Genomic DNA, 23,247 nt, shown 5'->3' on the forward strand with positions numbered 1-23,247 from the left:
GCTGAACAGGACTCACTCATCTGCCGTATACAGCTCTCCGGCCAGCACGTTGCGCCAATTCTTCCAGCTGATGCGGGGGCGGTCCGAGACCTCGCGGTTGTAGGGGGCGTCGAACAGGATGTGCTTCCAGCGCGGCTTGACCGCGCCTTCGATCAGGGGCTTGTCGTCGATCAGCAGATGGCCGTGCACCAGGGTCTTGTCCTTGGTCAGGATCAGCCGGTTGGTGGCGTCGCGCCCCAGGTGCCTTTCCACCCACAGGTACTTCTCCGCCACGCAGTTCTCGAACTGCGACAGGGGCGAGGAGCAGATGCGCACATCCATGCCCAGCGCCAGCAGTTCCTTCACGGCTTCCAGCGCGCCGGGCACCGGCGGCAGGTCGCGGATGAAGCCGGGCGCGGTGTAGATGGCTTCGGCCATGCCGCGCAGTTCGGGCGCATAGTCTTGGCGGATGTAGAAAGACTTGCGGTCCTCGAACGCCACGGGCGGTATGTCCGGATGGCGGGCCCGCCAGGCGTCGATGAAGGCGTGTTCGAAGTCGGCGAGCACGCCGTCTTGGTCCAGCAGGATGATCATGGCGATCCCGGGTGGTGGCAACCGGCTGATTGTGCCAGAGCGGCAGGTCAGGAGTTCTGCGGCCTGGACTGCGCCACGATGCGGTAGCGGCTGCCGCCCGACAGCGACTCGGAGGCGACCAGCACCATGCGGTCGTAGCGCCAGGGCAGGGGGGCGGGCGCCTGGGCGGGCGGGCTGGCGTGTTCGATGTTGCGCAGCAGGGTGACGTGCGGCCGGAAGGGCTGGGGCGGCGCAGCCAGGCCGAAGCCGGATAGCCATAGCCAGAGTTCGTCGTGGGCGGCCTGCAGGCCCGCGGGCGTGTCGCCGGGCCCGGCCCACAGGATGCGCTGGCGGCCGAAGACGCCATAGCGGTCCAGCAGGATGTCTTCGGGGGCGACGCGGCGTTCAGGCGTGGCCGCGGCCAGCTCGTCGGCGAGCGCCGTGTCCACCGGCCCCAGGAACGCCAGGGTCAGGTGCAGGGTTTCCGTGCGCATGGCCCGTCCGCCGCAAGCGGGACGCGCCAGTTCCGCCCAGGTCGCGAGCTGCGCCGCCATCGAGGGGGCGGGCCACAAGGCGTAGAACAGGCGGACGGTGGACATGCGCTGATTGTAGGGGCGCATCCGCCGCAATGCGCGCGCGGACCGGTTCAGTCGCTGGCGGTCTCGGTGCGGCGCCGACGCGTCAGCGCGGTGTCGAAGCGTTCCACGCCGGGGCGGGCCGGGCGGTCGAAGCGTTCCACGCCAGGACGTGCCGGGCGGTCGAAACGCTCGACACCGGGCCGGGTGAAGCGCTCGACGCGCTGCGGGCTTTCGGTCTTGGCCTGCACGCTCTGGGCGGCTGCCTGTTCGCGCTTGGCAATGATTTCCTCGGCGCGCTGGTGGTGCGGCGCCATCTTGCGGACCATCACCCGGCCGTCGCGCGGGAAGTAGTTGATGCGGCGCGCGTGCACGTCGCCCAGGTCCTGTGCCTTGACGGGTATGCCTTCGACCTTGAGGTAGTTCAGCACGAACTCGCCGTTGCGCTCGCCGATGTTCATCTGCTGCATGGCGGACAGCACGGCGCCGCCGCCGAACACCTTGGCTTCGAGCCGGTCGCGCACCGCGCCGGCCTTCAGCAGCTCGTTGATCAGCACTTCCATGGCAAAGGCGCCATAGCGCATGGTGGCCGATGCGGGCGATTGCATATCGCCTTCCGGCAACATGAAATGGTTCATGCCGCCCACCCCGGTGACCGGGTCGTGGATACAGGCGGCGACGCAAGACCCCAGGACGGTGGAGATCATCAGGTCTTCGTTGGTGACGTAGTACTCGTTGGGCAGTACTTTCACCGCCTGACACTGGAACGCGCTGTCGAAATAGTGGCGCGTCGCACGGGCTTCAAGACGGGCGGCCATGGGACTCGATTAAAGGCAAGAACAACGATTGGGACACGAAGTTGGCAGCTCGGAAATCAGATATGTATCAAAATATGTAAGAAAATGTCGCTTTATTCTTGCATACTCAAGCTTCCAGCGGGTGAATTGCTATGTAACGGACGCCGTAATTTGTCCTGTTTTTGCCGCCCGGCGCCCGCAGCCGCCCGCTGGCAGGCATGCAAGCATCCTACACAGGCAGGCGCAAGCCGTTCCCCGGATCACGGGGAAGAAGGGGCTTTATACGGAGCTTTAGGCGACGCGCGTCAGAAGCGCGTGCTGCGGGTGACCGACCAGCGCGCCGATAGCGCGCCCAGGGCGGCCGAGGCGACCACGGCGCTGACCAGCACGGCCGGGCCAGGCAGGTGCAGGGCGAATTCGGCCCCGTAGCTGCGGGCCAGTCCCACCAGGGCATCGTTCAGCGGCGACAGCGCGACCGCCGCCACGCCGATGGCCAGGAGCGACGCCACCGCGCCAGACAGCGCGCCCAGGTAGAGGAAGGGACGGCGCACGAAGGATTCCGTGGCGCCCACCAGCCGCGCCACGCCGATTTCCTCGCGTTGCGAAAGTGCCTGCATGCGCACGGTGTTGAAGACGGTCGCCAGTACCACCACCGCCACGCAGGCGGCCAGGAAAGCCAGGCCGATGCGGGCAAAGCGCAGGATCGCTTCCAGGCGCTGCACCCAGGCGCTATCCAGCTGCACCAGGTCGACGTGGTTCCATTGTTTCCAGGACCCGGCCAGCTTGTCGGCCCGGCCGGCGAGGTTGTCGCCGTCGGCCAGCGTCACCACCACCGCGTCCGGCAGCGGATTGCCCGGCAGCACGGCCAGCGCCTGTTGCCACGCGGGGTTGGCGCGCAGATCAGCCAGGGCGTCCTCGCGGCCCACCACGCGCACCGCGCGGATGTCGTCCTTGTATTCGTCCTGGATGCGCTTGGCCACGTCCGCGGCGGCGCCCGAGGGGGCGTCCACGCGCATGAAGACGGTGACTTCGGGGGTAACCGACATCTGGCGCGCCACCGGCTGGACCGAGACCAGGATGGCGCTGCCCAGCAAGGGCAGCGCCAGGGCCAGGGCCATGACCAACAGGTTGGCCAGCGATGAGAACGGTTGCTTGATCAGCCGGCGCAGGGTGACCAGCAGCGCGTAGCGGTGTTGCCGCAGCCAGGCGTTCATGCGGATTCTCCCGGATAGCCGCGGCCGGGTTGGCCCGCGCCAGCCTCAGGCGGCGGCGTCGCGGAGCCCTGGGAGTCGGCGAACTTGCCCGGGTCGATGCGCAAGGTGCGGGTGGCGTAGCGCGCCATGAGGTCCTGGTCGTGCGAGGCGATCAGCGTGGTCACGCCGACGCGGTTGAAATCGCGGAACACATTCATGATGCGTTGCGCGTTGTCGTGGTCGAGGTTGGCGGTGGGCTCGTCGGCGATCAGGATGGCGGGCCGGTTCACGATGGCCCGCGCGATCGCCAGGCGCTGCTGCTCGCCGCCGGACAACTCGATCGGATTCAGGTCTTCCTTGCCGGACAGTCCCACCTTGTCCAGGGCGGCGCGGGCGCGCGCCGCGGCCGAGTCCCAGGCATGGCCGGTGACCGCCAGCGGCAGCATGACGTTTTCGAACGCGCTGCGATCGAACAACAGGTGCGTGTCCTGCAGGATCACGCCCACGGCGCGGCGCAGGTATGGCCGGGCGCGGCTGGGCAGCTTGTCCAGCCGCTGGCCGTTGACCTGGATCGATCCCCGGCTGGCGGGCTCCAGCCCGCCGATCAGCTTGAGCAAGGTGGACTTGCCGGCGCCGGACGGCCCGGATACGAAAACGAATTCTCCCGCGCTCACGCGGAAGTTGATGTCGGCCAGGATATTGCGGCCGCGACCATATGATTTGAATACGTGCTGGAATTCGATCATGGCGGCTGTCAGATGAAGCCGCAATAGTAACTCGGGGACAGTAAGGTGGCCTAAACCGCCTGGACGATGCGCGGACAAATATTTGCGCGCAAGGCGCCCGGGCGCGTTTGTCGTGGCTCAAACAGTGCCCCCATTTTCGACAGGAAACAGCGTTTCATTTCACCCAGTGTCCCTATATTTCAAGGGAATTCCCGGATGCGCCGCGAGCGGCGCGGACGCTACCATCCGCCCCATACGTGGGCCCAACCCGGCCTGCGTGAACATTCGCTTTATCCCACACGGAGAACACGATGAAAGTATTGAAACTCGCTGCGATCGGCGCCGCTTTGTTCGCTGCATCGGCGGCAGCCAATGCGGGCGCAACCTTCGAAAACGTCAAGAAGAAAGGGTTTGTCCAGTGCGGGGTTTCGACGGGCATTCCGGGGTTCTCCATCGCTGACAGCAAGGGCGAATACAAGGGCATCGACGTGGACCTGTGCCGCGCCATCGCCTCGACCATGTTCGGCGACGCCACCAAGGTCAAGTTCACCCCGCTGAACACGCAACAGCGCTTCACGGCCCTGCAGTCGGGCGAAGTGGACGTGCTCACCCGCAACACCACCGTCACGCTGACGCGCGACACGACGCTGGGCCTGATCGGCGTGGGCGTGAACTACTACGACAGCCAGGGCGTCATGGTCTCCAAGGACCTGAACGTCAAGAGCGCCAAGGAACTGAACGGCGCCACCATCTGCGTGCAGCCCGGCACCACCACCGAACTGAACCTGGCTGACTGGTTCCGCGGCCAGAAGATCGAATTCAAGCCCGTCGTGATCGACAAGTACGACGAAATCATCCGCGCCTTCTCGGCCGGCCGCTGCGACGCCTTCACCACCGACAAGTCGCAACTGGCCTCCACCCGCACCACGCTCGAGAACCCGGACAAGTACGTGATCCTGCCGGAAGACTTCTCCAAGGAGCCGCTGGGCCCCATGGTCCGCCAGGGCGACGAGCAATGGTTCAACATCGTGCGCTGGTCGCTCAACGCCATGCTCGAAGCCGAGGAATACGGCATCACCAAGGCCAACGTCGCGGAAATGGCCAAGAGCCCCAACCCCAACATCCAGCGCATCCTGGGCGTGACCCCGGGCATGGGCAAGAACCTGGGCGTGGATGACAAGTGGGCCTACAACATCATCAAGAACGTGGGTAACTACGGAGAAAGCTTCGAAAGCACGCTGGGCAAGAACAGCGCGATGAAGCTGGAGCGCGGTCTTAACGCTTCCTACAAGAATGGTGGCTTGATGTACGGCTGGCCGGTGCGCTAACACACGGCTGCCTGGAAAAACGGAGCCCGGCGCTCCGTTTTTCCTCTCCCGCCCTCGGGCGGGTGGCAGGAGTGGGTGGCGCGGCCCTACCGGCTTCGCCGCCCGGTGTCCGACTTCTGTAGATTTACTCATGAATACTCCCAATAAAAGCGCGCCTGCATCGGCACCCCCCCGGCGTCTGAACTGGAACGATCCGGGCGTACGCTCCGTGGTCTACCAGGTGCTGGCGCTGGCCGCGGTGGCCTGGGCCGTGTGGTTCCTGGTTTCAAACACGCTGCACAACCTGTCCGTGCGCAACATCGCCACGGGCTTCGGCTTCCTGGACCGCGAGGCCGGCTTCGCGATCGGCGAAACGCCCATCGCCTACACGCCCGCGGATACTTACGGCCGCGCCATCCTGGTCGGCCTGCTCAACACGCTGCGCGTGGCCGTCATCGGCATCGTGCTGGCGACCATCCTCGGCACGCTCATCGGCATCGGCCGCCTGTCCAAGAACTGGCTGGTGGCAAAGATCACCTCGGTCTACGTCGAAGTGATGCGCAACGTGCCGCTGCTGCTGCAGTTGTTCTTCTGGTATGCGCTGATCACGGAAAACATGCCGGGTCCGCGCCAGGCGCACAATCCGCTGCCTGGCGTGTTCATCTCCAACCGCGGCCTGAAAGTGCCGGGGCTGGAAGGCAATTCCCTGGACTGGATGCTGGCCGGGCTGGGCCTGGCCATTGTCGCGATCATCTTCCTGGGCCATTGGGGCAAGAAGCGCCAGGAGGCCACCGGCAATGTGTTCCCGCTGGGCCGCGCCGCCATCGGCCTGCTCATCGGCTTTCCCATCATCGGCTGGCTGGTCAGTGGCGCTTCGCTGACCCTGGACATGCCGGAGCTCAAGGGCTTCAACTTCTCGGGCGGCCTGACGCTGTCTCCGGAATTCGCGGCCTTGCTCGCGGGCCTGGTGATCTATACCTCGGCCTTCATCGCCGAAGTGGTGCGCTCGGGCATCCAGGCGGTCAATACCGGCCAATGGGAAGCCGCCGGTTCGCTGGGCCTGCGCCGCAAGCAGGTGCTGCGCCTGGTGGTGCTGCCGCAGGCGCTGCGCGTGATCATCCCGCCGATGACCAGCCAGTACCTGAACCTGACCAAGAACAGTTCGCTGGCCGTGGCCATCGGTTACCCCGACATCGTGTCGGTGGTGAACACCACGCTGAACCAGACCGGCCAGGCCATCGAGGGCATCCTGATCATCATGGGCGCCTACCTCACGGTCAGCCTGTCGATTTCGATATTCATGAACTGGTACAACAAGCGCATCGCGCTGGTGGAGCGTTGATATGAGCAGCACTTCGCATATCCCCGCCGAAGGCCTGCCGCCGCCCAGCACCCAAGTGGGTCCCTGGGCCTGGATCAAGTCGCGCCTGTTCTCGTCGCCGCTGAACATCCTCATCACGGTGCTGGTGGCCTGGTTCCTGCTGATGGCGGTGCCGGCGCTGGTGGAATGGGCCTTCATCAAGGCGAACTTCTCCGCGACCAACGCGCAGGAGTGCCGCGCTTCCGGCGGCGCCTGCTGGGCGTTCATCATCGAGAAGCACCGGCTGATCCTGTTCGGCACCTATCCGTTCGACGAGCAATGGCGTCCGCTGATCGCGACCGTCATCCTGGTGGCCGTGATCGTCTGCAGCGGCATCCGCCGCTTCTGGAACTGGAAGCTCGCCATCATCTGGACCGTGGGCCTGACGGCCGTGGCGCTCCTGATGTGGGGCGGCGTGTTCGGCCTGACCTACGTGGAAAACGCGCGCTGGGGCGGCCTGCCGCTGACGCTGATCCTGTCCACGTTCGGCATTGCCTTCGCCTTTCCCATCGGCGTGCTGCTGGCCCTGGGCCGGCGCTCCAAGATGCCCGCCATCAAGGCGCTGTGCGTCGTGTACATCGAGCTGATCCGCGGCGTGCCGCTGATCAGCCTGCTGTTCATGTCCTCGGTGATGCTGCCGCTGTTCCTGCCGGAAGGCTTCTCCATCGACAAGCTGCTGCGCGCGCAGATCGCGATCATCATGTTCGCGGCGGCGTACATCGCCGAAACGGTGCGCGGCGGCCTGCAGGCGATTCCCAAGGGCCAGTACGAGGGCGCGGATTCGCTGGGCCTGAACTACTGGCAGCAGATGCGCAAGATCATCCTGCCGCAGGCGCTGAAGATCGTGATTCCGCCGCTGGTCAGCATCTTCATCGCGCTGTTCAAGGACACCTCGCTGGTGGTGATCATCGGCATCTTCGATCTGACGCTGGCGGCCAAGGCGGCTTTGTCCGACGCGGCATGGCGCGGATTCGGGGTGGAGGCGTACCTGTTCATTTCGCTCATCTACTTCGTCTTCTGCTTCTCCATGTCCAAATACAGCCAGTCGCTGGAAAAACGCCTGGCCACGGGACACGCACGCTAGAACTTTGCAGCGCGTCCGCCTAGGGCGGGCGCGCACCGCGATACTTACGGGAGTACAGGCATGTCTGATGCCATCATCAAATTGCAGGACGTGAACAAGTGGTACGGCCAGTTCCACGTGCTGCGCAACATCAACCTGGACGTCGCGCCGGGTGAGCGCATCGTGGTGTGCGGACCGTCGGGCTCGGGCAAGTCCACCATGATCCGCTGCATCAACCGCCTGGAAGAGCACCAGAAGGGCCACATCATCGTGGACGGCACGGAGCTCACCAACGACCTCAAGCACATCGAGACCATCCGCAAGGACGTCGGCATGGTGTTCCAGCACTTCAACCTGTTCCCGCACCTGACGGTGCTGGAGAACCTGACGCTGGGCCCCATGTGGGTGCTGAAGAAGCCGCGCGCCGAAGCCGAGGCCACGGCCATGAAGTACCTGGAGCGCGTGCGCATCCCGGACCAGGCCAAGAAATTCCCCGGCCAGTTGTCGGGCGGCCAGCAGCAGCGCGTGGCGATCGCCCGTTCGCTGTGCATGAGCCCCAAGATCATGCTGTTCGATGAGCCGACGTCGGCGCTGGACCCGGAAATGGTCAAGGAAGTGCTGGACGTGATGGTCAGCCTGGCCCAGGAAAGCGGCATGACGATGATTTGCGTGACCCACGAAATGGGTTTTGCGCGCAAGGTCGCCAATCGCGTGATCTTCATGGACCGCGGCGAGATCATCGAGCAGAACAGTCCGGACGAGTTCTTCGACAATCCGCAGAACGACCGGACCAAGCTGTTCCTGAGCCAGATCCTGCACTGATCGGAACAACCGCGTTCGAAACCGCACCCCAAAAGTTGGACTCCGGTCCGACTTTTGGGGTGTTTTTCTTGGGGCGACGAGTTGTCGCCGCGGGCGCAGCGGCGGGAACAGCCGGCGGTTCTGCTGGTATCTCTTTGTTACGCCCTGTTCCTCGCTGCGGTATGCTACTGACCGCTATTGATCCGAAGCGAGGAGAACAACATCATGACGCAGACCCCCCGCCGCGCTGTGCGCCGCGCCCTGTTGCAAGGCGCCGTGGCGCTGGCCGCCACCCTGCCTTTCGGCGCCCCGGCGCTGGCCCAGGCCACCGATTTCCCGACCAAGCCGCTGCGCTTCGTCGTGCCTTACCCGCCTGGCGGCCCGCTGGACACCATGGCCCGGATGCTGGCCGAGAAGGTGCGCGGCTCGCTGGGGCAGCCGGTCATCGTGGAAAACCGTTCGGGCGCGGGCGGCAACATTGGCGCCGACCTGGTGGCCAAGGCGCCGGCCGACGGCTACACGCTGGTGATGGGCGCGGTCGCGACCCACGCCATCAATCCCTGGCTGTTCGCCAATCTGCCGTATGACCCGGTGAAGGATTTCGCGCCGGTGACGATCGTGGCCTCGGTGCCCAATGTGCTGGTGATGAACGTCGAGTTCGCGCAGAAGAACAAGATCGAGAAGCTGGCCGATCTGATCGACTACGCGAAGAAGAACCCGGGCAAGCTGAACTACGGCTCGGGCGGCAACGGCAGCGCAGGCCATCTGTCGGGCGAGTTGCTGAAGGCGCGCGCGGGGATCAATGTCGAGCACATTCCTTACCAGGGCGCGGCGCCTGCGCAGCTGGCGCTGCTGTCGGGGCAGTCGGATTTCATGTTCGACAACCTGGCGGCTTCGGCGCCGCTGATCAAGGACGGCAAGGTGAAGGCCTTGGCCGTGACCACCGCCAAGCGTTCTTCGCTGCTGGCGGATGTGCCTACGGTGGAAGAGTCGGGGATCAAGGGCTTTGATCTGGGGACCTGGTTCGGAGTGTTCACGACGGGCGGCACGCCGGCGCCGGTGGTGGCGAAGCTGAACAAGGCTTACTCGGAGGCGATGCAGCAGGCGGATGTGAAGCAGCGGCTGCTGACGATGGGGTCGGAGGCTGCGCCGATGGCGCCTGAGGCGTTTGCTGAGTTCGTTAAGGGTGAGAAGGCGAAGTATCAGGAGATTGTGAAGATCTCGGGTGCTAGTTTGAATTGATTGGTTTGTCTTGATGGGCGTTTTTTTGAGTTCTTGAGACGCCCGTCGCGTCGGCGGCCCGCGGTGTGCGGGGCTGCGATTGCGGTCCGGAGCGTTCGCTCCGGACTTCCCCTTCGTCATCTTCGTCACCGCCTGCGGCGGTTCCTTCAGATTCCCTCGGGCTTATCGACGCCCCGCACACCGCGGGCCGCCGACGCGCCGGGCTCTGGCGGTTGAAACTTGCCGTCAACTGGGGCGATTGGCGTTCTTCTGGTTCTTGCCGACGTCTGTGTGGGGTGGCGTGTCTTGCGGGGCCCGCCCCAGGCCGGCCGCGCGGGCGGCCTTTTGGGGCTTACGCGGTGTCTTGCGTCGTGATGGTGTGTCTTCGCGTCTTGCGCTCCGCGCCTTGCAGAGCGGTTCGTGGTCTATGCTGAGCATCCTTGCTTACTGATCTGGGGCCGTCATGCATCTACAAGCTGCCATTCCCATCCTGCGCATTTTTTCCGTGGAGAAGGCGCGCGAGTTCTATCTGGATTTTCTGGGGTTCGAGTGGGACTGGGAACATCGCTTCGAGCCGGGGCTGCCGCTGTATGCGCAAGTGCATCGCGGTGACCTGACGCTGCACCTGAGCGAGCACCACGGCGACGGCACGCCCGGATCCGCGGTCTTTGTGCGGATGCAGGGCGTGGACGAGTTTCAGGCCGAGGTGAACGCCAAGGGCTATGGCTATATGCGGCCGGGCGTGGAAGAGATGCCTTGGGGGCGGGTGATGACTGTCATCGATCCGTTCGGGAATCGGCTGAGCTTCTGCGAATCATCCGACTAGACGCCCAGGTAGCGCTGCGCCAGCTCGGGCTGCGCGGCGAGTTCCGCCGGGCTGCCTTGCCAGACCACGCGGCCTTTTTCCAGGACGTGGTGGCGGTCCACCAGCGTCGCCATTTCCTTCAGGTTCTTGTCTATCACCAGGATGGTCTGGCCTTCTTCCTTCAGGCGGCGCAGGCAGTTCCAGATTTCGTGGCGGATCAGCGGGGCCAGGCCTTCGGTGGCTTCGTCCAGGATGAGCAGGCGCGGGTTGATGAGGAGCGCGCGGCCGACGGCGAGCATTTGCTGCTCGCCGCCGGACAGGGTGCGGGCGGATTGGGCGCGGCGTTCCTTCAGACGGGGGAACAGGTCGAAGACGCGGCCCACGTGCCAGCCGACGCGGGTGTTGCGGGCGGTGGCGATCAGGTTTTCTTCCACCGACAGCGAGCCGAAGACGCGGCGGCCTTCGGGTACCAGGCCTATGCCCAGCTGGGCGATGCGGTGCGGGGCCTGGCCTGTTATCGGCTGGCCGTCGAGCAGGATGCTGCCGCCCTGCGCGGGCAGCATGCCCATGATGGTTTTGACGGTGGTGGTCTTGCCCATGCCGTTGCGGCCGATCAGGGATACGACCTGGCGCGCGGCGATGTCCAGGTCCACGCCGAACAGCACTTTGCTCGCGCCGTAGCCGGCCTGCAGTTGCTTGAGTTGCAGCATCAGTCCTCCTCGCCCAGATAGGCGGCGCGCACGTCGGGGTGGTGGCGCACCTCGTCGGGCGTGCCGGTGTAGATGGTCTTGCCATAGACCAGCACGGTGATGCGATCGGCCAGGGCGAAGACGGCGTCCATGTCGTGTTCGACCAGCAGGATGGCGTAGCGGCCTTTCAGCTCCTGTAGCAGGGCGGTCATGCGTTGGGATTCCTCGGCGCCCATGCCGGCCATGGGCTCGTCCAGCAAAAGCAGCGATGCGTCCAGCGACAGCGCCATCGCCAGTTCCAGTTGCCGCTTTTCGCCATGGGCCAGTTCCGATACGCGGACGTGGGCGCGTTCGCCCAGGCCTACGCGTTCCAGCGCCTGCCGGGCGGGTTGGCGCAGCTGGGGCAGGCGGCGGGCGTTCTTCCATAGGTTGAAGCCGCCGGGGCTGTGCGCCTGCACCGCCATGGCGACGTTGTCCTCGGCGGTGAAGGCGGGATAGAGCTGGCTGATCTGGAACGAGCGCGCCAGCCCGGCCGCGGGCCGTTTGTGGGCGGGCATGCGGGTGATGTCGCGGCCGTCCAGCAGGATGCCGCCCGCGTCCGGCAGGATCTCGCCGCTGATCTGCGACAGCAGCGTGGTCTTGCCCGCGCCGTTGGGCCCGATGAGCGCATGCAGTTCGCCGGGCCGGACTTGCAGGTTGACGCCTTGGGTCGCGCGCACGGCGCCGAAGGACTTCTGCAGGTCGCGGATTTCCAGCTTGGGATGATCAGTCATGATGTTTGCCTCCCACCAGCCAGCCATAGACGCCGCGCTTGCCGAACAGCACTACCAGCACCAGCACCGGTCCCAGGATCAGCATCCAGTGTTCGGTCCACGCGGTGGCGACCTGTTCCAGGCCCAGGTACACGGCCACGCCCAGCACGGGGCCGAAGATCGAGCCCATGCCGCCCAGGATCACCATGGCCATGAGTTCGCCGGACTTCTGCCACGCCGACATGTCGGGGCTGACGAAGAGCGCATAGTTGGCCCACAGCGCGCCCGCCAGGCCGGTGCCCGCGGCTGACAGCACGAAGGCGGTGAGCCGGTAGCGCAGCGGCGCGAAGCCCAGGCCGATGCTGCGGCGCGGATTCTGCTTGATGCTCTGCAACGCCATGCCGAAGGGCGAGTTGACGATGCGGCGGCATGCCAGCACCCAGGCCGTCATGAGCGCCAGGCAGACGTAGTAGAACGTCGTCGGGTTATTCACGTCCAGGCCGGGCAGGGTGTTGCGCGCGTCGATGGACAGGCCGTCGTCGCCGCCATAGACCATCAGGCCGACCAGGATGAAGTACAGCATCTGCCCGAAGGCCAGCGTGATCATGATGAACTGCACGCCCGAGGTGCGCAGCGACAGGAAGCCCACCACCAGGCCGGCGAGCGCGGCGGCGGCGATGGCCAGCGGCCACATCACCAGCGCCGCGTTGCTGCCGCTCCAGCCGAACAGCGTGTCGCCCTGGGCCAGGTGGAAGCCCGCGATGCCGATCACGTAACCGCCCAGCCCGAAGAAGGCGGCATGGCCGAAGCTGACCATGGCGCCGTAGCCCAGGATCAGGTCCAGGCTGACGGCGGCGATGGCGTAGATGAGGAAGCGGGTCATCAGGTTGATCAGGAAGCTCTCGCCGGTGGCCGACGCGATGGCCGGCACCAGCACGAACAGCAGCAGTCCGATCGTGTTGACGATGGTTTTTCTGGTCATGGGGTCGTTCCTATCGCTGCGCGGGCACCAGGCCGCGCGGCTTGAACAGCAGCACGATGGCCATCAGGATGTAGATGCTGGCCGAGACCAGGCTTGAGCTTGCCGAATCCGACAGCTGCGGCGGCAGCAGCTGCGACATCCAGAAGGGGATGTAGGCGCGTCCCAGCGCGTCGGTCATGCCTATCATCAGCGAACCCACCAGCGCGCCGCGCACCGAGCCCACGCCGCCCACCACGATGACCACGAAGGTGGTGATGAGGATGCGTTCGCCCATGCCGATTTCCACCGCCAGCAGCGGCGCCGCCATCACGCCTGCAAAGCCGCAGAGCAGGGCGCCCAGCGTGAAGATCAGCGTGAACAGGCGTTGGATGTTCACGCCCAGCGCGTCGACCATTTCACCGTCGTCGGCGCCCGCGCGTACCAGCATGCCGACGCGCGTGCGCGAGATCAGCAGCCACAGCCCCAGCGCCACCAGTACGCCGGCGCCGATGAAGGCCAGCCGCATGAGGGGATAGTTCAGGCCGGGCAAGATCTCCACGGACCCCGACAGGAACGGCGGGATGTCCATGAAGGGCGGACTGCGGCCGAACAGCACCGTCACCATCTCGTTGGTGAACAGCGTCAGGCCCAGCGTGGCCAGCACCTGGTCCAGGTGGTCGCGGCGGTAAAGATGGCGGATCACCAGCAGCTCCACCACCAGCCCATAGAGCGCCGCGCCCGCCAGCGCCGCCAGCAGCGCGGCGGCGAAGGAACCGGTGGCGGCGGCCGCGCTGGCGGCGCAGAACGCGCCCACCATGTAGAACGAACCGTGCGTCAGGTTGATGACGTTCATGATGCCGAACACCAGCGTCAAGCCCGCCGACAGCAGGAACAGCAACGCGCTGTACTGCAGGCCATTCAAGACCTGCTCCAGGAACATCAGCATGGGGACTCCTTGTGGAGTGGGTCCGGCGGACTGCGCGCAATCCGCCGGACGCGGTGCGGACTTACATCTTGCAGTCGGCGGCGTGCACGTCGGTATGGTCGCGGGCGATGACCTTCAGGTTCTTGTAGACCAGCTTGCCGTCGGGGCCGGCTTCGATGTGCAGCAGATACCAGTCCTGGATCGGGTGCTGGTTGGGGCCGAACTTGAACTTGCCGCGCACGCTGGGGAAGTCCGCGCGGCGCAGCGCATTGCGGAAGTCGTCGGCGCGGCCGGTGATGTCGCCGTCCACCGCCTTCAGCGCGGAGCCGATCAGGTTGGCAGTGTCGTAGGCCTGTGCCGCGTAGGCGGTGGGGGCGCGGTTGTAGGCCTTGGTGAAGGCGTCGACGAAATGCTTGCTCTGCGGATTGTCGAGGTCGGCGCTCCACAGCGAGCTCAGGTAGAAGCCCTTGCCGGCGTTGCCGGTCGCGGCCAGCATGCGGTCGTCCATCGAGTAGATGGGCGTGATCATGCGGATCTTTTCGGCCAGGCCGGAGTTGGCGAATTGCTTGGTCAGGTTGATGCCCGCGCCGCCGGGGTGGAACTGGAAGATGGCGTCGGGGTTGAGCGAGCGGATGCGCGCCAGTTCCACCGAGAAGTCGGCCTGTTCCAGCTTGGTGTAGATCTCGTCGGCGATCTCGCCCTTGTATGTGCGCTTGAAGCCGGCCACGGCATCGCGCCCGGCCTGGTAGTTGGGCGCCATGATGACCACGCGCTTGGCGCCCAGTTCATTGGCGGCCAGGCCGGCGGTGTCGGCGTAGGAGTCGTTCTGGAAGGCCACCGAGAAGTAGTTCGGGTTGCAGGCCTTGCCGGCATAGTTGGACGGGCCTGCGTTCAGGCTGACGTAGAAGGCGCCCGCGTTCAGCACGGTCGGGCCCACGGCCGCCATGACGTTGGAGAAGTTGATGCCGGTGAACAGCCGCACGCCGCCCTGCACCATCTTGTCGGCGATCTGCTTGGCGTTGGCGGGCTTGAGCGCGTCGTCCTCCACGCGCACGTTGACCGGCACGCCGCCCAGCTTGCCGCCGCCTTCCTTGACCGCCAGCATGAAGGCGTCGCGCTCGTCTTCGCCGATGTAGCCGGCGGGCGTGGACAGGGTGCCGATGAAGCCGATGTCGACCGGCTTCTGCTGCGCGCCGGCCGCGAACGCGGTCAGCGCAAGCACGAGGGCGGCGCTGCCGCGGATTGCGGTTTTTCTCATGGTTGTCTCCTTGGGTGCCTGCATTTTTTCTATTGAGAGGATTGCCCCGCGAGGCAGTTTTCCACCTTCCAGCCGTACAGCCACTGCAACGCGTCGTAGAACTGGGACTGGCTGCGGCCGGTCCACAGCATGTTGCGCACGGTGCGTTCGACGCCCCGCGCGTGATAGAGCCTGCCCATCTCCCGCGTCGACCACACCACCCGTGCGCTGCGGGGGATGCGGACCGATTCGTACAGGCGGAACGCGGCCTCCAGGTCGTGGCCGCAATGCCTGACGGCCTCGCCCAACGTCACCGCGTCCTCCAGCGCCATGCAGGCGCCCTGGGCCATGTATTGCGTCATGGGATGGGCGGCATCGCCCAGAATGGTCGCGCGGCCCTGGCCCCAGCGTTCCACGGGCTCGCGGTCGGCGGTGGCCCAGCGCTTCCAGGACGTGGGGCGGTCCAGCATCTGGTGCGGACGCGGGTGGATGCCCTGGAAGTAGGACAGTACCTCCTCCTTGCTGCCTTCGCGCACGCCCCATTCTTCCTGCTCGCGGCTGTGGAAGGTCACCACCAGGTTGTATTGCTGGCCGCCGCGCAAGGGATAGTGCACCAGATGGCAGTGCGGGCCGGCCCACAGCACGGGGGCGTTGATGCGCAGCTCCTCGGGCATGTTCTCGCGCTCGACCACGGCGCGGTACACCACGTGGCCGGTCACGCGCGCCGGGTCGCCCACCATGCGTTCGCGGATCACGGACTTCACGCCGTCCGCGCCCACCACGGCGTCGGCGCGGTAGCGCTTGCCCTGCGTGTCCACGACCTCCACGCCCTTGTCGTCCTGCGACAGGGAGGCGATCTGGGTGGAGGTGCGAAAGCTGATCAGCGGGTTCTGCTGCACGGCCTCCAGGATGGATAGATGGATGTCGGCGCGGTGGATCACGGCATAGGGGCCGCCGAAGCGCTCGCGGAAGGCTGCGCCGGTATCGATGCGCACCACCTCCTTGGCGTCGACCGCGTCCATCATGATGATGTGATCGGTGAATACGGCGCGGCCGCGCGCGGTCTGGCCCACGCCCAGGGCATCCAGCGCCGCGAAGGCGTTGGGGCCGAGCTGGATGCCGGCGCCGATCTCGCCGATGTGCGCGGCCTGCTCCAGCAATTGCACGGCGATGCCCTGCCGCGTCAGCGCCAGCGCGGCGGCCAGGCCGCCGATGCCGCCGCCCACCACGATCACGGATTTTCCTGTCTGCGTTGCGTTCATGTGTGGCCTCCGCGCCGTTCAGTCCTGGTCGCCCAGGAACACGCCTTGCTTCACCAGCTGCGCCTGCAAGGCGGAAACGGGCACGTCGCCCGGGGCGATGCCGGCGCGCAGCGCCATGGCGGCCGCGGTGCCCGCCGCCTCGCCCATGACGAAGCAACTGCCGCTGACGCGCGCGGCCGACTGGCCTTCGTGCGTCATGGAGGCGCAGCGTCCGGCCACCAGCACATTGCCGGCCACGCCCGGTGCGCGCCTGGGCACCATCATGCGGAATGGCAGCTGGTTGTAGCCGCGCGACTCCGGAATCGGCGGCCAGAGCCACTGCACGTCGCCGGCCGTGTGCATTTCCAGCGGCCAGCCGTTGACGCCGATGCTGTCCGGAAAGTCGGCGCAGCCCAGCACGTCTTCCTTGCTCAACACGGCCTCGCCCACGATGCGGCGGGTTTCGCGGATGCCGAGCTGCGGGGCGATGTCCAGCACGTAGGCGTGCTCGAAGCCCGGCACCTTGGCGCGCAGGAAGGCCAGGTACTGCACGATTTGGCGGCGGCCTTCGAGTTCGCCAGCGGACAGGGAGTTGGCGTCGGTGCCGTCGGCCGCGCTGCCGTCGGCGTTGGCCAGCTGGGTCACGTTGACTCGCCATTCATAGTCGTGCTTTTGCGGCCGCACGATGGCGCCACGGCGCGGGAAGGTGAATTCGCCGCTGGCCGCGGCCTGGTCCATCAGCTGCGGGATGGTCTTCCAGGCTTCCTGGGCGCGGGCGCCGTCGACATTGCCGACCTTGAACATCAGCGTCGGGTAGAGCATGCCGCCGTGCTCGTCGCCTTTCTCGAAGTGCAGGCCGCCCCACTGGGCGATATCGGCGTCGCCCGAGCAGTCGATGAAGATCCGGGCGCGCACGGCGCAACGGCCGGACTTGGTTTCCAGGAACAGCGCGTCGACCTTGCCGTCGGCGTCGCGTGCCACGCCGGTGGCCAGGGCATGGAACAGCATCTGGGCGCCGCTGGCCTGGACCAGGCCGTCGGCGGCGCATTTGAAGGCGGAGATGTCGTAAGCCTGGGCGTGGATCTTGCCCAGGATCAGGTGCGGATCGTTAAGTCCGTCCAGGGCGCGCATGCGGTCCAGCAGTTCGTCCGTCATGCCGTGGACCACTTGCCGGATGTCGCCGCGGACGTTGGCGTGCAGGCCGCAGAAGTTGGATACGCCGGCCGCCGTGCCCATCCCTCCCAGGAAACCGTAGCGTTCCACCAGCAGCACGCTGGCGCCGTTGCGCGCGGCGCTGGTCGCGGCCAGCAGGCCGGCCGGGCCGCCGCCCAGCACGACGACGTCATATTCGCCGTGGAGCGGGACCTGGCGGGCGGGTTCGGTGATGAGCATCCGGTGTACTCCTTGCTTGGATTGCGCCGCGCGGGCGGGCGCCGGTTTACTGGCCCTTGATGCCCAGCTTCTTGATCAACGGTTCCCAGCGCTTGAGTTCGTCGTCCATGTAGGCGCGGAACTGGACGGGCGTGGTGGCCGCGGGGTCCATGAACTGGGCTTGCAGGCGCTTGGTGACCTCGGGGTCGCGGATGGCCTGGATCAGCGCGTCGGACAGCTGCTTCTGGATGTCGGCGGGGACCTTGGACGAGATCACGAAGCCGATCCACGCCGAGCCCTCGATGCCTTGCACGCCGACTTCGGCCAGCGTCGGGATCTCGGGCAGCAACGCGGAGCGCTTGGACGAGGTGACGGCCAGCGCCTTCAGTCGTCCGTCCTTCACCATGGGCATGACGGCGATGGGCGGCAGGGCGGCGAACTGCGTGTCGCCGGACAGCAGCGAGGTCAGCGCGGCGGGCGACGAGGGGTAGGGCACGTGGGTGGCGCGCGCGCCGATCTGCTGCAGCATGAGCTCCACGGCCAGATGCGACACCGTGCCGGCGCCGGTGGACGGGAAGTTGTATTTGTCCGAGTTCTTCTTCAGCGCTTCCAGCAGCTGGCCGATGTTGTCGATACCGGCCGAGGCGGGCACGACCAGCACGTTGGGCTGGTGCACCGCCAGCGTCAGCGGCGACAGGTCGGTGGCCGGCGCATAGGGCAGCTTGTCGAACAGCAGCGTGTTGTTGACCAGCGGCCCGGTGATGGACACGCCGAAGGTGTAGCCGTCGGGTTTGGCGTTGGCGATGGCGTAGGTGCCGATGTTGCCGCTGGCGCCCGGCTTGTTCTCGATGACGATGCTCTGGCCCAGGATGGCGCCGGCCTTCTCGCCGACGATGCGCGCCACCTGGTCGGGGCTGGAGCCCGGGCCGAAGGGCACGACGGCCTTGAGCGGCTGGGCCGGCCAGGCCTGGGCCTGCGCGGCGGCCAGCGGCGCCAGCGCGGCCAGTGCCAGGATCAGCGCATGGGCGGCGATACGGGGCGCGTAGGGCTTATGCATGGGTGTCTCCCAGGTCCTTCATGGTGTTGAAGTAGGTTTGCTCGTTGGCGATGAAGGCGGCGACCATGGCGCGGTAGGTGGCGTCCACCACCTGGTCCAGGTTGGCGAAGCCCTGGTTGTGGCGTTCGGCCAGCAGGCGCGCCTTTTCGAAGACCTGCGCCTGGCGGGCCGGCGCGCTGACCTGGAAGGCGTCGCGCTTGAAGCGCGCGGCGTCCTTCACGTACATGGCGCGCTCGGCGATCAGGCGCACGATCTCGTCGTCCAGCCGGTCGATGTGGGCGCGCACGTCCGCCAGGGTGGCGCACAAGGGGCGGTAGGCCGGATCGGTGTACTCGCGCAGCGGCGCGCCCTGGGTGTCGGGTTCCTGGTGGCTCACTTGGCGTAGTCCGGTTGCTGGGTGGGAGCGGCCTGCTGGAAGGCGGGCTGCGCATTGCAGTGTTCATAGATGCGCAGGGCGCGCGGATAGGCGGACAGGTCGCAGCCCATGCGCTGGGCGTTTGCCATCTGCGGCACCAGGCAGCAGTCCGCCAGGGTGGGCGCGTCGCCATAGCAGTAGGCGCCATGGCCGTGGCGCGCCAGCAGCGCTTCCACCGCGGTCATGCCCTCGCGGATCCAGTGGTGGTACCAGGCGGTCTTCTGTTCGTCGCTGGCGCCCAGCACGTCCTGCAGATAGCGCAGGATGCGCATGTTGTTGACCGGATGGATGTCGCAGGAGATGGCGTCGGACAGCTCCAGCACGCGGGCGCGCTCCAGCGTGCCGGCCGGGATCAGGCGCGGCTCCGGATGCGTGGCGTCCAGGTAGTCGATGATGGCCAGCGACTGCGACAGCTGGGTGTCGCCATCGATCAACAGGGGCACGCCGGCCGAGGGATTCTTGGCCACGTAGTCCGCGGCGCGCTGTTCCTGCTTGCGCAGGTTCACGGGCAGATAGTCGTAGGACAGGCCCTTGAGCGCCAGTGCGATGCGCACGCGGTAGGAGGTGGAACTGTTGAAGAAGCTGTGCAGTTGCATGCGGGTTCCCGGAAGGTTCACGCCATCTGCACGCTGAGCGTGCCCAGGCCGTCCACGCCGCCCACCATCTTGTCGCCGCGCACCACCGGGCCCACGCCTTCGGGGGTGCCGGTGTAGATCAGGTCGCCGGCTTCCAGGCGGAAGTACTTGGACAGGTAGGCGACGGTTTCGGCGACGGACCAGATCAGCTTGCCGATGTCGCTACGCTGCTTGTCGGCGCCGTTGACCTGCAGCCAGATGGCGGCCTGGTTGATGTTCTTGACCGAGCCGGCGGGATGCAGCGGGCCGATGGGAGCGCTCTGGTCGAAGGCCTTGCCCAGTTCCCAGGGACGGCCGGCTTCGCGCATCTTCATCTGCAGGTCGCGGCGGGTCATGTCCAGGCCCACGGCGTAGCCCCAGACGTGTTGCAACGCCTCTTCGACGGCGATGTAGTTGCCGCCCTTGCCGATGGCCGCGACCAGTTCGATCTCGTAGTGCAGGTTGGCGGTCTCCGAAGGATAGGGCAGCGTCAGCGTGCTGCCTTCGGCCACGGGTACCACGGCGTCGGCCGGCTTGCAGAAGAAGAACGGCGGTTCGCGGTCGGGGTCGAAGCCCATCTCGCGGGCGTGGGCGGCGTAGTTGCGGCCGACGCAGTAGACGCGGCGCACGGGGAAGCGGTCCTGGCTGCCGGCGACGGGCACGGCGACGGGGGCGGCGGGATCAAAGACGAAAGACATGGGTCACCTTTTGGAATGCGGGGCCGGGGCGTCGCGCAGCCCCGGCCAGAAACGGAAGAGGAGGAAAGCCGGGGGCTGCTAGCCGATGCGCGCTTCGCGCCACACGCCCAGCGCGTCCTGCACGGGGCGGTCGGAATAGCTGAACAGGGTGGCGTCATCCAGCGCGGCCAGTTGCACGGGCTGCCAGGACGGGGCCACGAAGACGTCGCGCGGGCCGAAGTGGAATTCCTGGTCGCCGATGCGGGCCGTGCCGCGGCCCTCGACCACGCTGTAGACGGTGGAATCGGTGCTGCGGTAGGTCTTGCCCTGGAAGCCGGCGGGCAGGAACTGCATGAAGGTCGCCATGGTCGGCATGGGGTAGCCGCCCGTGGCCGGGTTCAGGTAGCGCAGCTTCACGCCGTCCCAGGGATCCAGTTCTCCATGGCGGTAGAGCTGGTCGAGCGCTTCGCGGCTGCGCTCGTAGGGGTAGTTGAAGATGGGCGAGGTGCCGCTGGACGTCTGGTGGCGCACCGGTGCCATGTTGTGGCCGTAGCGCGCCATGCTGTCGCCCTCGGGGCGGGTCACGGGCTGCGTGGCCGAGGGATAGTTCTCGGCGAAGCCCGCGTCCAGGAAGCGCAGCAGCGGGATGTCCAGGCCGTCCAGCCAGACCACGGGCTCGCCGCCCTCGGCGGTTTCGGCGTTGCCATGGTCATGCCAGGTCCAGGACGGCGTGATGATGAAGTCGCCGGGGCGCATGGTGGTGCGCTCGCCGTTGACGGCCGTGTAGGCGCCGCGGCCTTCGACGATGAAGCGCAGCGCCGATTGCGTGTGGCGGTGGCTGGGCGCGATCTCGCCGGGCAGGATCAGCTGCAGGCCCGCGTACAGGCTCTGGGTGATGCTGGCCTGGCCGGGCAGGCCGGGATTCTCCAGGATGAGCACGCGCCGCACGGCTTCTTCCGCCGTGATGAGCGAGCCGGACGCCATGACGTCGTCGCGCACGTCCTCGTACTTCCAGATGGCGGGGACGCAACGCGGAGCGGGTTCGCGCGGCACCAGGTTGTGTAGCGACTCCCACAGGGGGGCCATGTATTTCCTGGCGATGCGTGCGTAATAGGCGGCGCGGTCCGCGCCGGGGGTGTGACCGTCGGGCATGCTTGTCTCCGGAATGTCCGGCTGGCGCCGGCTTCGCGTGGCCGCCGCGTGGCTCGCGGCTGGTCCTGATATGGAGACGATTATGCGTAAGGAGCTATGTGTTTTGAAATGAAATTATCTTATTATCCATACCAATAAGAATATACATAGACGAGACGAGGGCCTGCATGGACTGGACCCACCGGTTGCGCCTGCGCAACCTGAAAATGCTGCTCAGCCTGGCCCAGACCCGCAACATCAGCCATTCGGCGGCGATGCTCAACACCACGCAGCCGGGCTTGTCCAAGTGGCTGAAGGATCTGGAAGACGACATCGGGCTGCCATTGTTCGAACGGCACGCGCGCGGCTTGCGGCCGACGCCGCATGGCGACGTGCTGATCGCGCACGCCCAGCGGGTGGAAGCGCAGCTGGACCGCGCCAGCGCGGACATGGCGGCGCTGCGCGAGGGCGGCGGCGGCCGGGTGGTGATAGGCGCGTCGGGCGCATCGGCATCGGACACCGTGCCGCTGGCGGTGATGAAGCTGCTCGATCGCATGCCGCAGGCGCGGGTGAAGCTGGTGGAGGGCACGACCGACCGGCTGCTGGCGCAGTTGGCGCAGGGCGATCTGGACATCGTGGTGGGGCGTTCGGCGCCGGAGCATCACGACCCGGCGATCCGCTTCGAGGCGCTGTACCTGGAACCCATCCATCTGGTGGCGCGGCCGCGGCATCCGCTGTTTGCGATCGAGCAGCCGTCCTGGCCGGATCTGCTGTCCTACCGCTGGATCCTGTGGCCCAAGGGCACGCCGATCCGCAACGCGGTGGACGCGGCGCTGGCGGCGGCGGGGCAGGCGCCTCCGCCGGACCATGTCGAATCCAATTCGGTGACCATCAATCTCACGCTGATCAACAACAGCGACATGATCGGGGTGGCTTCGCATCGGGCCGCGCTGCGGTTTTCGCAGATGCGGGCGATGCGGATCATTCCAGTGCGCCTGTCGGGTTTCGGGTCGGTGGCGATGTACTGGCGTGAGGATGCGTTCCGTCCCATCGCGGTGCAGGAAGCGATGGCGGCGTTGCGGAGCACGGTGGCGGATCACGCGTCGGGCGCGGCGAGGACGTGATGGATGCGCCGCGCGCGGGGCTCAACGCGTTGATCGCGCAGTGCCGCAAGCTGGAGGCGGCGCTGCCTGGGCAAGACGAAGCCGCCACCTCGGCGGCAATGCATCGCTTCGTGGCGGAGATGGATGCGCGTCGCGCGCCGCCGGGGATGTGGTCGCCGCTGGTGCTGGCGGTGCTGGTGATGACCGGCGGGTTGGGCGTCGGGATAGGGGTGCTGAGCCTGCTGCTGCATGGCGCGGGGGCTGCGATGGCGGCGTTTGCCTTGGTGCTGGTTTGCGCGGCGACGGCCTTGGCGTTGGCTATCGGGGTGGTGGCGTTCATGGGCGGGCATGCGTTCGGGCTGGTGGTGCTGAAGCGGCTGGCCTTGGGGTTGATCGCTGTCGGGTTTCTGGGCGTGATTGCGTGGACGCAGGGGGATGTGCGGGCGGTGGGGCCGGTGGTGGCGTTGCTGGGCGGGTTGGGGGCTTGGCTGGTGCTCAATAGCAATGGGTTTTATGTGTTTGCTGGGTATCAGATGGCTCGTCGGTATATGGAGCGTGGGCGGTGATGGGTCTGTGGATGTGGGGTTTGGTGCTTGCGGTGGTGGTTGGTTCTTAAGGCGCCTGTCGCGTCGGCGGCCTGCGGGGCGCGGGGCAACGATTGCGGTCCGGAGCGTT

Annotated in this window: 25 protein-coding genes; 8 read left to right on the forward strand and 17 right to left on the reverse strand. The window is 66.6% G+C overall.

Annotated features, from left to right (window positions below; translation table 11 throughout):
* Positions 1-12: 12 nt before the first annotated feature.
* The 5 genes from BRO63_RS28970 to BRO63_RS28990 all read right to left on the reverse strand — a co-directional run bounded on the left by BRO63_RS28970 (position 13) and on the right by BRO63_RS28990 (position 3,863).
* A complete protein-coding gene (locus BRO63_RS28970; protein ID WP_088143084.1) occupies positions 13-573 on the reverse strand; it encodes a 5'-3'-deoxyribonucleotidase in 561 nt (186 codons plus the stop codon).
* Between the two features lie 47 nt (positions 574-620).
* On the reverse strand, positions 621-1,151 hold the full coding sequence (gene thpR, locus BRO63_RS28975) for an RNA 2',3'-cyclic phosphodiesterase (protein WP_088143108.1): 531 nt from the start codon (positions 1,149-1,151) through the stop codon (positions 621-623).
* Between the two features lie 47 nt (positions 1,152-1,198).
* On the reverse strand, positions 1,199-1,945 hold the full coding sequence (gene cheD / locus BRO63_RS28980; RefSeq protein ID WP_088143085.1) for a chemoreceptor glutamine deamidase CheD: 747 nt from the start codon (positions 1,943-1,945) through the stop codon (positions 1,199-1,201).
* Positions 1,946-2,229: 284 nt separating this feature from the next.
* Positions 2,230-3,138, reverse strand: a complete 909-nt coding sequence (locus BRO63_RS28985) for a cell division protein FtsX (protein WP_088143086.1) — start codon at positions 3,136-3,138, stop codon at positions 2,230-2,232.
* Positions 3,135-3,863, reverse strand: a complete 729-nt coding sequence (locus tag BRO63_RS28990) for a cell division ATP-binding protein FtsE (RefSeq protein WP_088143087.1) — start codon at positions 3,861-3,863, stop codon at positions 3,135-3,137. The genes BRO63_RS28985 and BRO63_RS28990 overlap by 4 nt, the downstream gene beginning before the upstream one ends.
* A gap of 290 nt (positions 3,864-4,153) precedes the next feature.
* Here BRO63_RS28990 and BRO63_RS28995 point away from each other — a divergent pair, with 290 nt between their 5' ends.
* The 6 genes from BRO63_RS28995 to BRO63_RS29020 all read left to right on the forward strand — a co-directional run bounded on the left by BRO63_RS28995 (position 4,154) and on the right by BRO63_RS29020 (position 10,420).
* Positions 4,154-5,170 (forward strand): amino acid ABC transporter substrate-binding protein, encoded by a 1,017-nt coding sequence (locus tag BRO63_RS28995; protein WP_088143088.1) that lies wholly within the window; start codon positions 4,154-4,156, stop codon positions 5,168-5,170.
* 130 nt (positions 5,171-5,300) lie between these two features.
* A complete protein-coding gene (locus BRO63_RS29000; RefSeq protein ID WP_088143089.1) occupies positions 5,301-6,491 on the forward strand; it encodes an amino acid ABC transporter permease in 1,191 nt (396 codons plus the stop codon).
* A 1-nt stretch (position 6,492) separates the two neighbouring features.
* Entirely contained in the window at positions 6,493-7,593 is a 1,101-nt protein-coding gene (locus tag BRO63_RS29005) for an amino acid ABC transporter permease (RefSeq protein WP_088143090.1), read from the forward strand.
* Positions 7,594-7,653: 60 nt separating this feature from the next.
* Positions 7,654-8,394: an amino acid ABC transporter ATP-binding protein gene (locus BRO63_RS29010; RefSeq protein WP_088143091.1), complete on the forward strand. Its 741-nt coding sequence runs from the start codon at positions 7,654-7,656 to the stop codon at positions 8,392-8,394.
* Between the two features lie 204 nt (positions 8,395-8,598).
* Positions 8,599-9,615 (forward strand): Bug family tripartite tricarboxylate transporter substrate binding protein, encoded by a 1,017-nt coding sequence (locus BRO63_RS29015; RefSeq protein WP_088143092.1) that lies wholly within the window; start codon positions 8,599-8,601, stop codon positions 9,613-9,615.
* A gap of 442 nt (positions 9,616-10,057) precedes the next feature.
* The gene (locus tag BRO63_RS29020) at positions 10,058-10,420 is read left to right on the forward strand and encodes a glyoxalase superfamily protein (protein ID WP_088143093.1); all 363 of its coding nucleotides are present in this window, start codon (positions 10,058-10,060) and stop codon (positions 10,418-10,420) included.
* Here the strand turns inward: BRO63_RS29020 and BRO63_RS29025 are convergent.
* The 12 genes from BRO63_RS29025 to gtdA form a co-directional block, all read right to left on the reverse strand.
* A complete protein-coding gene (locus BRO63_RS29025; RefSeq protein ID WP_088143094.1) occupies positions 10,417-11,109 on the reverse strand; it encodes an ABC transporter ATP-binding protein in 693 nt (230 codons plus the stop codon). The genes BRO63_RS29020 and BRO63_RS29025 overlap by 4 nt on opposite strands.
* Positions 11,109-11,861 carry an ABC transporter ATP-binding protein gene (locus tag BRO63_RS29030; RefSeq protein WP_088143095.1) on the reverse strand — a complete coding sequence of 251 codons (753 nt, stop codon included), beginning with the start codon at positions 11,859-11,861 and terminating at the stop codon, positions 11,109-11,111. The genes BRO63_RS29025 and BRO63_RS29030 overlap by 1 nt, the downstream gene beginning before the upstream one ends.
* Positions 11,854-12,822 (reverse strand): branched-chain amino acid ABC transporter permease, encoded by a 969-nt coding sequence (locus tag BRO63_RS29035; protein WP_088143096.1) that lies wholly within the window; start codon positions 12,820-12,822, stop codon positions 11,854-11,856. Before BRO63_RS29035 ends, BRO63_RS29030 begins: the two co-directional genes overlap by 8 nt.
* A 10-nt stretch (positions 12,823-12,832) precedes the next feature.
* Positions 12,833-13,747 (reverse strand): branched-chain amino acid ABC transporter permease, encoded by a 915-nt coding sequence (locus tag BRO63_RS29040; RefSeq protein WP_088143097.1) that lies wholly within the window; start codon positions 13,745-13,747, stop codon positions 12,833-12,835.
* A 61-nt stretch (positions 13,748-13,808) separates the two neighbouring features.
* Positions 13,809-14,984 (reverse strand): ABC transporter substrate-binding protein, encoded by a 1,176-nt coding sequence (locus BRO63_RS29045; RefSeq protein WP_088143098.1) that lies wholly within the window; start codon positions 14,982-14,984, stop codon positions 13,809-13,811.
* A 29-nt stretch (positions 14,985-15,013) separates the two neighbouring features.
* The gene (locus BRO63_RS29050; protein ID WP_088143099.1) at positions 15,014-16,225 is read right to left on the reverse strand and encodes a 3-hydroxybenzoate 6-monooxygenase; all 1,212 of its coding nucleotides are present in this window, start codon (positions 16,223-16,225) and stop codon (positions 15,014-15,016) included.
* Between the two features lie 18 nt (positions 16,226-16,243).
* On the reverse strand, positions 16,244-17,596 hold the full coding sequence (locus BRO63_RS29055) for an FAD-dependent oxidoreductase (protein ID WP_088143100.1): 1,353 nt from the start codon (positions 17,594-17,596) through the stop codon (positions 16,244-16,246).
* Positions 17,597-17,642: 46 nt separating this feature from the next.
* On the reverse strand, positions 17,643-18,632 hold the full coding sequence (locus BRO63_RS29060) for a Bug family tripartite tricarboxylate transporter substrate binding protein (RefSeq protein ID WP_088143101.1): 990 nt from the start codon (positions 18,630-18,632) through the stop codon (positions 17,643-17,645).
* Positions 18,625-19,008: a chorismate mutase gene (locus tag BRO63_RS29065; protein WP_088143102.1), complete on the reverse strand. Its 384-nt coding sequence runs from the start codon at positions 19,006-19,008 to the stop codon at positions 18,625-18,627. Before BRO63_RS29065 ends, BRO63_RS29060 begins: the two co-directional genes overlap by 8 nt.
* Positions 19,005-19,643, reverse strand: coding sequence for a maleylacetoacetate isomerase (maiA, locus tag BRO63_RS29070; RefSeq protein ID WP_088143103.1), 639 nt, complete (start codon positions 19,641-19,643; stop codon positions 19,005-19,007). The genes BRO63_RS29065 and maiA overlap by 4 nt, the downstream gene beginning before the upstream one ends.
* 17 nt (positions 19,644-19,660) lie before the next feature.
* Complete coding sequence (locus tag BRO63_RS29075) at positions 19,661-20,359, reverse strand: fumarylacetoacetate hydrolase family protein (protein WP_088143104.1); 699 nt, start codon at positions 20,357-20,359, stop codon at positions 19,661-19,663.
* Positions 20,360-20,437: 78 nt separating this feature from the next.
* Positions 20,438-21,490, reverse strand: coding sequence for a gentisate 1,2-dioxygenase (gtdA, locus tag BRO63_RS29080; RefSeq protein WP_088143105.1), 1,053 nt, complete (start codon positions 21,488-21,490; stop codon positions 20,438-20,440).
* A 167-nt stretch (positions 21,491-21,657) separates the two neighbouring features.
* Between gtdA and BRO63_RS29085 the strand changes: the two genes are divergently transcribed.
* Positions 21,658-22,593: a LysR substrate-binding domain-containing protein gene (locus BRO63_RS29085; protein WP_088143106.1), complete on the forward strand. Its 936-nt coding sequence runs from the start codon at positions 21,658-21,660 to the stop codon at positions 22,591-22,593.
* Complete coding sequence (locus tag BRO63_RS29090) at positions 22,593-23,138, forward strand: hypothetical protein (protein ID WP_088143107.1); 546 nt, start codon at positions 22,593-22,595, stop codon at positions 23,136-23,138. Before BRO63_RS29085 ends, BRO63_RS29090 begins: the two co-directional genes overlap by 1 nt.
* The last annotated feature ends 109 nt before the right edge of the window (positions 23,139-23,247 follow it).

The sequence above is a fragment of the Achromobacter xylosoxidans genome, from assembly GCF_002192695.1.
Classification (GTDB): domain Bacteria; phylum Pseudomonadota; class Gammaproteobacteria; order Burkholderiales; family Burkholderiaceae_B; genus Achromobacter; species Achromobacter xylosoxidans_C.